Raw genomic sequence first — 11,525 nt, 5'->3', positions numbered from 1 at the left:
AAAGGGGAGAGGGGAATTGAACACCCTCTCCCCTTTGGGGAGAGGGCTGGGGTGAGGGGACATCAGGCCTCAATATCCGCCATATCGCCTTTCTCCTGCAGCCAGTTGCGTCGGTCTTCCGAGCGTTTTTTGGCCAGCAGCATATCCATCATGGCGTTGGTTTGCTGTTCGTCTTCATCGCTGATGGTCAGCTGAACCAGACGACGGGTGTTAGGATCCAGCGTGGTTTCGCGCAGTTGCATTGGGTTCATCTCGCCCAGCCCTTTAAAGCGCTGAACGTTTGGTTTGCCCTTCTTGCGCTTGAGCTGCTCCAGCACGCCCGCTTTCTCTTCTTCCGTCAGCGCGTAGTACACCTCTTTGCCGAGATCGATACGGTAGAGCGGCGGCAGCGCGACGTAGACGTGGCCGTTTTTCACCAGCGTGCGGAAGTGCTTCACGAACAGTGCGCACAACAGCGTGGCGATGTGCAGACCATCGGAGTCCGCATCCGCGAGGATACAGATCTTGCCGTAGCGCAGCTGGCTAAGATCTTCGCTGTCCGGATCGATACCGATCGCAACAGAGATATCATGCACTTCCTGCGAGGCCAGCACTTCATCGGACGAGACTTCCCAGGTATTCAGGATCTTACCTTTAAGCGGCATGATCGCCTGGTATTCACGGTCGCGCGCCTGCTTGGCCGATCCCCCTGCCGAGTCCCCTTCCACCAGGAACAGCTCGGTACGGTTAAGATCCTGCGCGGTACAGTCCGCCAGCTTGCCCGGCAACGCAGGACCGCTGGTGAGCTTTTTACGCACCACTTTCTTCGCCGCACGCAGACGACGCTGCGCGCTGGAGATCGCCATTTCCGCCAGCATCTCTGCGGCCTGAACGTTCTGGTTCAGCCACAGGGTGAAGGCATCTTTGACCACGCCGGAAACAAAGGCCGCGCACTGACGCGAGGAGAGACGCTCTTTGGTTTGCCCGGCAAACTGCGGATCCTGCATCTTCACGGAAAGCACGTAGGCGCAGCGATCCCAGATATCTTCCGCCGACAGCTTCACGCCGCGCGGCAGAATGTTGCGGTATTCGCAGAATTCACGCATCGCATCCAGCAGACCCTGACGCAGCCCGTTAACGTGCGTACCGCCGAGCATAGTTGGGATCAGGTTGACGTAACTTTCGGTCAGCAGCTCACCGCCTTCCGGCAGCCACAGCAGCGCCCAGTCCACTGCTTCGGTGTCACCGGTGAAATTACCGACGAACGGTTTTTTCGGCAGCGTCGGCAGGCCGTTTACCGCTTCGCACAGGTAGTCGTTCAGACCGTCGGCATAGCACCAGCTCTGCTCGGTATTGTTGACGTTATCTTTAAACGTGATTTCCACGCCAGGGCACAGTACCGCTTTGGCTTTCAGCAGGTGCGTCAGGCGAGAAACGGAGAAACGTGGGCTGTCGAAGAAGCTTTCGTCAGGCCAGAAGTGGACGCTGGTGCCGGTGTTGCGTTTACCGCACGTGCCGACAACCTGCAGATCCTGCACTTTCTCGCCGTTTTCAAACGCGATGTTATACACCTGGCCGTCGCGGCGAACATTCACTTCCACGCGCTTAGACAGGGCGTTAACCACGGAGATCCCCACACCGTGCAAACCACCGGAGAACTGGTAGTTCTTGTTGGAGAACTTACCGCCCGCATGCAGTCGGCAGAGGATCAGCTCAACGGCCGGTACACCCTCTTCCGGGTGGATATCCACCGGCATGCCGCGACCGTCGTCGATAACTTCCAGCGACTGATCGGCATGCAGGATAACGTCGACGCGTTTGGCATGGCCTGCCAGCGCTTCGTCGACACTGTTATCAATAACTTCCTGGCCCAGATGGTTTGGGCGCGTCGTATCGGTGTACATCCCCGGGCGGCGGCGAACCGGCTCAAGCCCGGTGAGTACCTCAATGGCATCAGCGTTATAGGTTTGCGTCATGATTTAAACTAGCAATTCGCATTGATTGTCAGAGGCTGTGCAGTCCAAGAAAATCGACAATCTGGGTGAAATGATCTTCAAAGCCCGTGAAAGCATGGTTTCCGCCCTCTTCTATAGTCTGGCGGCAGGAGGCGTAATACGCCACTGCCTGGCGGTAATCCAGCACTTCATCACCCGTTTGTTGCAGCAGCCAGATCAGGTCCGGTGCTTCAAGCGGGTCGACCTGCATAACTTTGAGATCGTAAATATGGCGTGACTCTAGCACATATTGTTGGCCGGTGTAGGGGTTCTCGTTTTCGCCAAGAAAGTCCCGCAGCAGCTCAAACGGTCGAACCGCCGGGTTAACCACAACGGCGGGCAGCATAAAGCATTGCGAGAGCCATGTGGCGTAATACCCTCCCAGCGAGGAACCCACCACGCCGAAAGATTCGCCGCCGTGTTCCAGAACAATGGATTCCAGCATCTCCGCCGCCTCTGCCGGATAAGGCGGCAGCTGCGGGATAATCATCTCAACGTGCGGATGATGCTCGCTCAGCCACTGGCGTAACTGTGTCGCTTTGGCAGATCGCGGCGAGCTGTTGAACCCATGCAGGTAGAGGAGCGTAGACATCAATAGCCTTCTGAAGCGGTATCGGGGCGGAATTGCGCGCCTGCCAGACGGCAGACTTCCGTGGTCAGTGAACCATCCGCATGCAGTTCCAGCCAGCGCCAGCCCGGCGCGATGGTATCCAGGGTAAAGTTCGCGCAGTGCGGCTTAAACTGAACGCAGGTCGACGGCGTCGCCAGCAGACGACGGCCATTCCAGTCGAGATCCTGTTCCTGATGAATGTGTCCGCACAGCAGATTCTTCACGCGCGGGAATTTCGCCAGCACGCTATCCAGGGCGGCAGAATTGCGCAGACTGTGTTGATCGAGCCAGCTACAGCCCGCCGGAAGCGGATGATGATGAAGCAAAAGCAGCGTATGTCGCGCCGGTTCGGCGGCCAGTTTGGTCTCCAGCCAGTCGAGCTGAAACTCGCTTAACTCACCGTGCGGGACGCCAAACACCTGGCTGTCGAGCAGCAGGATCTGCCACTGCTCACCGGCAAACACACACTTCGCCGGAGAGATCCCCGCCTCCTGAAGAGAGCTGTACATCGCAGGCTGAAAGTCGTGGTTGCCCGGAAGCCAGACGCACGGCACGCTAAAGCTCGCGATGCCTTCAGCAAAATGCTGGTAGGCCGCGGAGGATTGATCCTGCGCCAGATCGCCCGTTGCAACGATCAGATCGCAGGCACGATTTTCAGCGTGAATAGCGCTAAGTACAGCCTGATAACTCTCCCAGGTGTTCACCCCCAGCAGCGTTTCATGCTTTTCGGCAAAAAGGTGAGTATCGGTGATTTGTAATATCCTGACTGGTGCCCCACCAGCAACAGTCAGGTTCAACAGGCTTTCCAAATGGTGTCCTTAGGTAGGTTTATGACGCTAACAAACCGGAATCGCCATTGCTCCATGTGCTAAACAATATCTTAGCCAGTCGGCTAAAAACTGGTTAATTTGATGCTTTTCGTCGCGTTGATGCAACTTTTTATTCGGGTAATCATACCGCGCTTTAAAACGAAAGATCTGCTGACTTGAACACACTTCAGCGACCATCGCGTCGTGGTAGAGCCGCACCGTCATTGACGGCAGGCTCCAGTAGCTAATGCTGGGTGCCGTTTGTTCGATTTCCACCAGCGTAGTGTAGCGCGTTGATTCTGTTATCGTTAATCGATACTGCGCGTTGCTCACCTGATAGCTTACCGTTTCGCCGGGTGCGTCGTTTCTCGGCAGCAGGCGGCGCAATTGTGCGAAATTGGTTTCGCACAGGCGCATCATTTCTGGGAAGTCAGGTGTATAACGCTTCATTTTTTCCACTCGTTTCGTAATGTCTGATAATGCAGTTGCAGCCATTGCAGGGCGATGACAGACGCTGCGTTGTCGATTTTCCCCTCTTCTACCCACTGGTAAGCCTGCTCCCGACTCACCACATGAACCCGAATATCTTCGTTTTCATCTGCCAGACCGTGGATCCCATCCGCGGTAGTGGCGTCCACTTCGCCCACCATGATGGACAAGCGCTCGCTGGTGCCTCCCGGACTGGCCAGATAGCTGAGCACCGGTTTTGTGCGACCAACGATCAGCCCCGCCTCTTCCAGCGCCTCGCGACGGGCAACGTCTTCAACCGACTCGCCCTCTTCGATCATGCCGGCGACCATCTCCAGCAACCACGGGCTTTCACTGACGTCATACGCCGCAATGCGAATCTGCTCAACCAGTACGACTTCATCACGCACTGGGTCAAAGGGTAGCAAGACTGCTGCATGCCCGCGCTCAAAAATTTCGCGCCTGATTTCGCCGCTCATCTCACCGTTAAACAGGCGATGCCTGAAACGGTAAAGTTCCATTGAAAAAAAACCGCTATAAAGCGTTTCTCGTGCAATAATTTCTACATCGTTTTTGGCGAATGTCACGGGCAACTTATCTGGTTTTTGCATGAGTCGAGTCCTGGTAGCAATGGTGATGAAATTATGAATTTCAAGGCTGTTTGGCTGCCGTTTGCAAGGCTATAAGGTAGATTGGTGCAAATTAACGCCACATGGCACATTACGCCAACCTTTTGGTGTGGATGATTCTGTTAGAATCGGCAATTATTTTTAATTAGATCAGCGCTAATACTGCTTCACAACAAGGAATGCAAATGAAGAAATTGCTCCCCATCCTTATCGGCCTGAGCCTGACGGGCTTCAGTGCAATGAGCCAGGCGGAAAACCTGTTACAGGTCTACCAGCAGGCACGTCTGGGCAACCCTGATTTACGTAAATCAGCGGCCGATCGTGATGCTGCGTTTGAAAAGATTAACGAAGCGCGTAGCCCACTGCTGCCGCAGTTAGGTTTAGGTGCAGATTATACCTACAGCAACGGTTTCCGCGACGCTAACGGCGTTAACTCCAATGCTACCAGCGCCTCACTGCAATTAACACAGACGCTGTTTGATATGTCCAAATGGCGCGCACTGACCCTGCAGGAAAAGAGCGCGGGTATCCAGGATGTGACCTATCAGACTGACCAGCAAACGCTGATCCTGAACACGGCGACTGCGTACTTCAACGTGCTGAGCGCGATTGACTCGCTCTCCTATACTGAAGCGCAGAAACAGGCAATTTACCGTCAGTTAGATCAAACCACCCAGCGTTTCAACGTGGGCCTGGTCGCCATCACTGACGTGCAGAACGCCCGTTCACAGTACGACAGCGTACTGGCCAACGAAGTGACCGCGCGTAACAACCTCGACAACGCGCTGGAATCTCTGCGTCAGGTCACCGGTAATTACTATCCAGAACTGGCTTCCCTGAACGTAGATAACTTCAAGACCGATAAGCCGCAGGCGGTGAATGCCCTGCTGAAAGAAGCAGAAAACCGCAACCTGACCTTACTGCAGGCGCGTCTGAGCCAGGACCTGGCCCGCGAGCAGATTCGTCAGGCGCAGGATGGCCACCTGCCAACCCTGAGCCTGAGCGCCTCCACCGGCGTGTCTGATACCAGCTACAGCGGTTCTAAAACCAACACCGCCCAGTATGACGACAGCAACCAGGGCCAGAACAAAGTCGGCCTGAGCTTCTCACTGCCGCTGTATCAGGGCGGTTTGGTGAATTCTCAGGTGAAACAGGCGCAGTACAACTTTGTTGGCGCAAGCGAGCAGCTGGAAAGCGCCCACCGCAACGTGGTGCAGACCGTGCGTTCTTCGTTCAACAACGTGAACGCTTCCATCAGCAGCATCAACGCGTATAAACAGGCCGTTGTGTCTGCCCAAAGCTCCCTGGATGCAATGGAAGCCGGTTACTCCGTCGGTACCCGTACCATTGTTGACGTGCTGGACGCGACCACCACGCTGTATAACGCGAAACAGCAGCTCTCCAGCGCGCGTTACCAGTACCTGATTAACCAGCTGAACATCAAGCAGGCGCTGGGTACGCTGAACGAGCAGGACCTGCTGGCGCTGAACAATGCGCTGGGTAAACCGGTCTCAACCTCGCCGGACAGCGTGGCACCGGAGAATCCGGAACAGGTTGCTGCGGTTGATAACTTCAACGCTAACAGCAGCGCGCCTGCTGCACAGCCAGCCGCTGCGCGTACCAACACCGGCAGCAATCCGTTCCGTCACTAAGAGTGTCATCAGGCCCACTGCGGCCTGATGCCCTCACCCCAGCCCTCTCCCACAGGGAGAGGGAGCATCTGAATCACATCCGAACGTAAGCCAACGTAAAGATCCCCCTGATTCCGCCCCTCTTCGCTTCATTTTCAACCACTCATCCTCTATCCTGAGCGTTATAACCACTGGGTCCTGGAAGACAAATATGAAACGGACAAAATCCATAAATCACGCTTCGTTCCGCAAAAGCTGGAACGCGCGTCACCTCACCCCTGTTGCGCTGGCGGTTACCGCTGTCTTTATGCTGGCAGGCTGTGAGAAAAGCGATGAAACGGTCTCTCTGTATCAAAACGCAGAGGACTGCTCAGCCGCAACCGGTAACGCGGCAGAATGTAAGACCGCCTATAACAACGCCCTGAAAGAAGCGGAACGTACCGCACCGAAATATGCCACACGCGAAGACTGCGTGGCAGAGTTCGGTGAAGGCCAGTGTCAACAGACACCGGCTCAGGCGGGAACGGCGCCAGAAAATCAGGCGCAGGCTCAGTCCAGCGGCAGCTTCTGGATGCCGCTGATGGCTGGCTATATGATGGGCCGCCTGATGGGCGGCGGTGCGGGTTACCAGCAGCAGCCGCTGTTTAGCTCGAAAAACCCGGCCAGCCCGGCCTACGGCCAATACACCGATGCCAGCGGCAAAGGCTATGGCGCAGCAACGCCTGGCCGCACCGTGACCGTACCGAAAACGGCGATGGCTCCGAAACCGGCTACCACCAGCACCATCACACGCGGCGGGTTCGGTGAATCTGTGGCGAAACAGACCAGCATGCAGCGCAGCGCGACGGGCACGTCTACTCGCTCAATGGGCGGCTGATCATGGAACGAGTCAGTATCACCGAGCGCCCGGACTGGCGCGAAAAAGCGACCGAATACGGTTTTAACTTCCACACCATGTATGGCGAGCCGTACTGGTGTGAAGACGCTTACTACAAATTGACGCTCGCTCAGGTGGAAAAACTGGAAGCGGTGACGGCAGAGCTCCATCAGATGTGCCTGAAGGTTGTCGAGAAAGTGATCGACAGCGACGAGCTGATGGCTAAATTCCGCATTCCGAAGCACACCTGGGGCTTTGTGCGCCAGTCGTGGAAAACCAACCAGCCCTCGCTCTATTCTCGCCTTGATCTGGCGTGGGACGGCGTGGGTGAACCTAAGCTTCTTGAAAATAACGCCGATACGCCAACCTCTCTGTATGAAGCGGCCTTCTTCCAGTGGATCTGGCTGGAAGACCAGATGAACGCCGGAAACTTGCCGGAAGAGAGCGACCAGTTCAATAGCCTGCAGGAAAAGTTGATTGAGCGTTTCGCCGAGCTGCGTGAACAGCACGGTTTCAACCTGCTGCATCTCGCCTGCTGCCGTGACACGGAAGAAGATCGTGGAACGGTTCAGTATCTGCAGGATTGTGCTGCCGAAGCGGAAGTCGCCACCGAGTTTCTCTATATAGAAGATATCGGTCTGGGTGAGAAAGGTCAGTTTACTGACCTGCAGGATCAGGTGATCAGCAACCTGTTCAAACTCTACCCGTGGGAATATATGCTGCGTGAGATGTTCTCCACCAAGCTGGAAGACGCTGGCGTGCGCTGGCTGGAACCGGCATGGAAGAGCATCATCTCCAACAAAGCCCTGCTGCCGATGCTGTGGGAAATGTTCCCGAACCACCCGAACCTGCTGCCGGCATACTTTGCGGAAGATGATTATCCGCAAATGGAAAAATATGTCGTGAAGCCAATCTTCTCCCGCGAGGGGGCAAACGTCTCCATTATCGAAAACGGTAAAACGCTGGAAGCGGTTGAAGGGCCTTACGGCGAAGAAGGAATGATCGTCCAGGCATTTTATCAGCTGCCGAAATTTGGCGACAGCTATACGCTGATTGGCAGCTGGCTCATCAACGATCAGCCTGCCGGGATTGGCATCCGCGAAGATCGCGCGCTGATCACGCAGGATCTGTCACGGTTCTATCCGCACATCTTCGTCGAATAAGGCTTGCCCGGTGGCGCTACGCTTACCGGGCCTACACGCGAGATGTAGGCCGGGTAAGGCGAAGCCGCCACCCGGCATGTTTTTTACCCCACCTGCACCGACAGCATACTCAAACTCCCCATCTCAATACCGTCGACCGGGATTGTCACCGGTTCCTGACCATCCCACGCGCCAAGAACGTACAGCAGCGGCAGGAAGTGTTCCGGCGTTGGGTTAGAGAGCGAACCGCCTTCGTGATCCAGATAGTTCACCAGCGGATGCTGCTCAACCGGGCCATGCCAGGTCAGATTGTCTTTGACGTAATCGTTAAAGGACGTTGCCCATGGGTAAGGTGTATTTTCACCGTGCCAGCGCGCCGTGCGCAGGTTGTGTACCACGTTACCGCTTGCCACCAGCATAATGCCTTCATCACGAAGCGTAGCCAGCTTGCGGCCCATCTCCATGTGCCAGGCTGCCGGTTTAGTGCTGTCGATACTCAACTGCACCATCGGGATGTCGGCGTCCGGGTACATTTTTATCAGCACGCCCCATGAGCCGTGGTCAAAGCCCCAGGCCTCTTTATCCAGCGCGACCGGGACAGGTGCCAGCAAATCCACCAGCTTCTGTGCCAACTCGGGCGAGCCGGGGGCCGGATAATGCGTGTCGTACAACGCCTGCGGGAAACCGCCAAAATCATGGATTGTTTTTGGCGCCTCCATGGCAGTTACGCCAGTGCCACGGGTGAACCAATGTGCAGACACCACCACAATCGCCTTCGGACGCGGCAACGTCTCGCCCAGGTGACGCCATGTGCGGGTGTAGACGTTGTCTTCCAGAACGTTCATTGGGCTACCGTGGCCTAAAAACAGTGCTGGCATACGTGAAGAAGTCATGGTGATATCCTTACAGAAGGTGTCAATTTGATGGTGCTACATTACGCTTAACACGACAAAGATGAACGCAGATAAGCGTGAAGATCATCATCAGGAAATTTGAATGTAAGGAATATGTAAAACAGAGGTTCCCCTCTCGCTTTGGCCAACGTGAATTATTAGTATTAATGAGAATCATTATCACAAGGAGCATTGCATGTCCGTCCCCTTGATCCTGACCATCCTGGCGGGTGCCGCCACCTTTATCGGTGCGATCCTCGGTGTGCTTGGTCAAAAGCCGTCTAACCGCGTGCTGGCCTTTTCACTGGGATTTGCTGCCGGCATTATGCTGCTCATCTCTCTAATGGAGATGCTGCCTGCCGCACTGGGCACAGAAGGCATGTCTCCGGTACTGGGTTACGGCATGTTTGTTTTTGGTCTGCTGGGCTATTTTGCCCTCGATCGCATGCTGCCCCATGCACATCCGCAGGATTTGATGCAAAAAAGCGTCGCGCCGGTGCCGCAAAAGATTAAACGTACTGCCATCCTCCTGACGCTCGGCATCAGCCTGCACAACTTCCCGGAGGGTGTCGCGACCTATGTCACCGCCAGCAGCAACCTGGAGATGGGTCTGGGTATCGCCCTGGCGGTGGCCTTACACAATATTCCTGAAGGGCTGGCCGTTGCCGGGCCGGTTTATGCCGCCACGGGATCAAAACGCACCGCCGTGTTCTGGGCCGGGATATCGGGAATGGCAGAAATTCTCGGGGGCGTACTGGCGTGGCTGATACTGGGAAGCCTGGTTTCACCGGTGGTGATGGCCGCCATTATGGCCGCGGTTGCGGGGATTATGGTGGCGCTGTCGGTTGATGAACTGATGCCGCTGGCGAAAGAGATCGATCCTAACAACAATCCGAGTTATGGGGTGTTGTGCGGAATGTCTGTAATGGGATTAAGCCTGGTGTTGTTACAAACGGCGGGTATTGGTTGAACGGTTGCGCTTCCTTATTTGAGGGAGCGCAATTTCTTTTCATGTCAGTGAATACCAACTATCAGTATTAATGATATAAAGTCCGGCACCATACTTTCTAATCGCCATAGAATTCACTTAAGAAATATTATTTATAACTATTCCCCGTAAAATAATTACCGCTTCGTGTATTTAAAAAAACTCAAAAGATTGATGTCAACCACTATTTAAACCGAGCATTCTGGCTGTTGAGTAACAGCATTTTTCCCATTTATAACTTCAAATGATTTATTAATAGTCTCTAAACTCCCCATTTAGAAATGCTCACGAGATGAACCATATTGCGACTGGTATATTTCGACCGCTTTAATGAAATAAAAGTGTTGCAATATTAATTCATTAAAATTATTGCGCCATCCACTCCTAGATAAAGGATTATATCTTCATGTTTAACAAGACTATTCTGGCAGTTGCGACAACTGCATTGCTTTCTGGTCTGTCATTTACTGCTATGGCAGCAGATAACCAGGGCTCGGGGAAGATCACGTTCACCGGTGAAGTTATCAGTGCGCCTTGCTCTATCACCCCGGGAGATGAAAATCAGACGATTGAATTAGGAGAAGTCGCGGATAGCGTGCTGAACAGCGGTAAAAACTCGCTGCCGGTTGACGTGAATATCCACCTGCAGGATTGCATTCTCTCTTCTATCACCGGACAAACCACCACCACGATCGACAAAGTGAAGGTCACCTTTGCCTCCGCAAGTACCGATTCGACCGACACCAGCCTGATGAAAAATACGCTTGACGGCAACATCGGCGGTGCAACAGGTGTGGGCGTTCGCTTGCTGGATAGCGGCAGCAATAAAGTCACGCTGGGTACGCCGATTGAAGTGTCATTCCCTACCACAAATGCCTATCAGGAACTGAACTTCAAAGCCCGCATGGAACCGGTAGCTGGCAGCCAGGCTACCCCGGGTAACGTTCAGGCCCAGGCGAACTATATCCTTGAATACAAGTAATTTGATTGCCGTCTGAAAACGTAGCCGATGAAGGACTCATCGGCTTTTATGCCTTCTTTTTAAAAGCGAAACGGATTTATGCTAAAACACTCAGCGCATCAACTCTCCCGCCTCTCTGCTTTTATAAAGTATTCGCTGAGTGCCACACTTTACTCAGCTTTATTCGTGTTGCCTGTCTCCGCGGTTGAATTCAACACAGATATGATTGACGTTGAAGACCGAAGTAATATTGATATTTCCCAGTTTGAGAAAAAAGGCCACATCGCGCCGGGTAGCTATCTCGTCCGCATTCAGGTCAATAAAAACACGTTGCCTCAATCTGCAACAATGGAGTGGATCGCAACGGAAAACGAAAGCGGTTCGCAAATTTGTGTGAATGCCGGGCAGTTATCCGCTTTCGGGCTGAGCCCCGATTTTATTTCACGGCTCCATTATTCTCAGGACGGACGTTGCCTTGATCTTTCTGCTGACTTTGTTGAATAAATCGAACTTTTGCTGAGTTGAAGGATCAGATCACGCATCT

The 11,525-nt window shown here is 54.2% G+C and carries 12 protein-coding genes; 6 read left to right on the top strand and 6 right to left on the bottom strand.

Translation table 11 applies throughout. The features are described from left to right. Positions 1 to 62 precede the first annotated feature (62 nt). From parE to nudF, 5 genes are read right to left on the bottom strand one after another with little or no spacing between them, the layout of a single operon-like run. Positions 63 to 1,955 carry a DNA topoisomerase IV subunit B gene (parE, locus tag HX884_RS06790; RefSeq protein WP_178327890.1) on the bottom strand — a complete coding sequence of 631 codons (1,893 nt, stop codon included), beginning with the start codon at positions 1,953 to 1,955 and terminating at the stop codon, positions 63 to 65. 28 nt (positions 1,956 to 1,983) lie between these two features. Beyond that, positions 1,984 to 2,565, bottom strand: a complete 582-nt coding sequence (gene yqiA, locus HX884_RS06785; RefSeq protein WP_014833291.1) for an esterase YqiA — start codon at positions 2,563 to 2,565, stop codon at positions 1,984 to 1,986. After that, positions 2,565 to 3,392 (bottom strand): 3',5'-cyclic-AMP phosphodiesterase, encoded by an 828-nt coding sequence (gene cpdA / locus HX884_RS06780; RefSeq protein WP_013098742.1) that lies wholly within the window; start codon positions 3,390 to 3,392, stop codon positions 2,565 to 2,567. Before cpdA ends, yqiA begins: the two co-directional genes overlap by 1 nt. 27 nt (positions 3,393 to 3,419) lie before the next feature. After that, positions 3,420 to 3,842, bottom strand: coding sequence for a DUF1249 family protein (locus tag HX884_RS06775; RefSeq protein ID WP_003862516.1), 423 nt, complete (start codon positions 3,840 to 3,842; stop codon positions 3,420 to 3,422). Further along, positions 3,839 to 4,471 carry an ADP-ribose diphosphatase gene (gene nudF, locus HX884_RS06770; RefSeq protein WP_013098743.1) on the bottom strand — a complete coding sequence of 211 codons (633 nt, stop codon included), beginning with the start codon at positions 4,469 to 4,471 and terminating at the stop codon, positions 3,839 to 3,841. The genes HX884_RS06775 and nudF overlap by 4 nt, the downstream gene beginning before the upstream one ends. A 203-nt stretch (positions 4,472 to 4,674) precedes the next feature. On the opposite strand from nudF, the gene tolC reads away from it, so the two are divergent. The 3 genes from tolC to HX884_RS06755 all read left to right on the top strand — a co-directional run bounded on the left by tolC (position 4,675) and on the right by HX884_RS06755 (position 8,160). Continuing rightward, positions 4,675 to 6,141 carry an outer membrane channel protein TolC gene (tolC, locus tag HX884_RS06765; RefSeq protein ID WP_020689478.1) on the top strand — a complete coding sequence of 489 codons (1,467 nt, stop codon included), beginning with the start codon at positions 4,675 to 4,677 and terminating at the stop codon, positions 6,139 to 6,141. A gap of 190 nt (positions 6,142 to 6,331) precedes the next feature. Beyond that, entirely contained in the window at positions 6,332 to 6,997 is a 666-nt protein-coding gene (locus tag HX884_RS06760; RefSeq protein ID WP_013098745.1) for a DUF1190 family protein, read from the top strand. Positions 6,998 to 6,999: 2 nt separating this feature from the next. Next, entirely contained in the window at positions 7,000 to 8,160 is a 1,161-nt protein-coding gene (locus HX884_RS06755; protein ID WP_178327889.1) for a glutathionylspermidine synthase family protein, read from the top strand. 83 nt (positions 8,161 to 8,243) lie between these two features. Here the strand turns inward: HX884_RS06755 and ygiD are convergent, their stop codons facing one another. Next, on the bottom strand, positions 8,244 to 9,032 hold the full coding sequence (ygiD, locus tag HX884_RS06750; protein ID WP_058684386.1) for a 4,5-DOPA dioxygenase extradiol: 789 nt from the start codon (positions 9,030 to 9,032) through the stop codon (positions 8,244 to 8,246). Positions 9,033 to 9,228: 196 nt separating this feature from the next. On the opposite strand from ygiD, the gene zupT reads away from it, so the two are divergent. The 3 genes from zupT (at position 9,229) to HX884_RS06735 (ending at position 11,485) form a co-directional block, all read left to right on the top strand. Continuing rightward, complete coding sequence (gene zupT, locus HX884_RS06745; protein ID WP_013098748.1) at positions 9,229 to 10,002, top strand: zinc transporter ZupT; 774 nt, start codon at positions 9,229 to 9,231, stop codon at positions 10,000 to 10,002. Positions 10,003 to 10,426: 424 nt separating this feature from the next. Beyond that, positions 10,427 to 11,002: a fimbrial-like protein gene (locus HX884_RS06740; RefSeq protein ID WP_178327888.1), complete on the top strand. Its 576-nt coding sequence runs from the start codon at positions 10,427 to 10,429 to the stop codon at positions 11,000 to 11,002. A 78-nt stretch (positions 11,003 to 11,080) separates the two neighbouring features. Then, entirely contained in the window at positions 11,081 to 11,485 is a 405-nt protein-coding gene (locus HX884_RS06735) for a FimD/PapC N-terminal domain-containing protein (protein ID WP_249166323.1), read from the top strand. The last annotated feature ends 40 nt before the right edge of the window (positions 11,486 to 11,525 follow it).

It is taken from the genome of Enterobacter sp. SECR19-1250, assembly GCF_013391025.1.
GTDB classification, from domain to species: Bacteria; Pseudomonadota; Gammaproteobacteria; order Enterobacterales; family Enterobacteriaceae; genus Enterobacter; species Enterobacter cloacae.
This window is presented reverse-complemented; position numbering and strand designations above follow the sequence as displayed.

Coding starts and splice junctions, on each gene's coding strand:
- parE (WP_178327890.1), bottom strand. CDS start 1,955: ATGACGCAAACCTATAACGCTGATGCCATTGAGGTACTCACCGGGCTT.
- yqiA (WP_014833291.1), bottom strand. CDS start 2,565: ATGTCTACGCTCCTCTACCTGCATGGGTTCAACAGCTCGCCGCGATCT.
- HX884_RS06775 (WP_003862516.1), bottom strand. CDS start 3,842: ATGAAGCGTTATACACCTGACTTCCCAGAAATGATGCGCCTGTGCGAA.
- nudF (WP_013098743.1), bottom strand. CDS start 4,471: ATGCAAAAACCAGATAAGTTGCCCGTGACATTCGCCAAAAACGATGTA.
- tolC (WP_020689478.1), top strand. CDS start 4,675: ATGAAGAAATTGCTCCCCATCCTTATCGGCCTGAGCCTGACGGGCTTC.
- HX884_RS06760 (WP_013098745.1), top strand. CDS start 6,332: ATGAAACGGACAAAATCCATAAATCACGCTTCGTTCCGCAAAAGCTGG.
- HX884_RS06755 (WP_178327889.1), top strand. CDS start 7,000: ATGGAACGAGTCAGTATCACCGAGCGCCCGGACTGGCGCGAAAAAGCG.
- ygiD (WP_058684386.1), bottom strand. CDS start 9,032: ATGACTTCTTCACGTATGCCAGCACTGTTTTTAGGCCACGGTAGCCCA.
- zupT (WP_013098748.1), top strand. CDS start 9,229: ATGTCCGTCCCCTTGATCCTGACCATCCTGGCGGGTGCCGCCACCTTT.
- HX884_RS06740 (WP_178327888.1), top strand. CDS start 10,427: ATGTTTAACAAGACTATTCTGGCAGTTGCGACAACTGCATTGCTTTCT.
- HX884_RS06735 (WP_249166323.1), top strand. CDS start 11,081: ATGCTAAAACACTCAGCGCATCAACTCTCCCGCCTCTCTGCTTTTATA.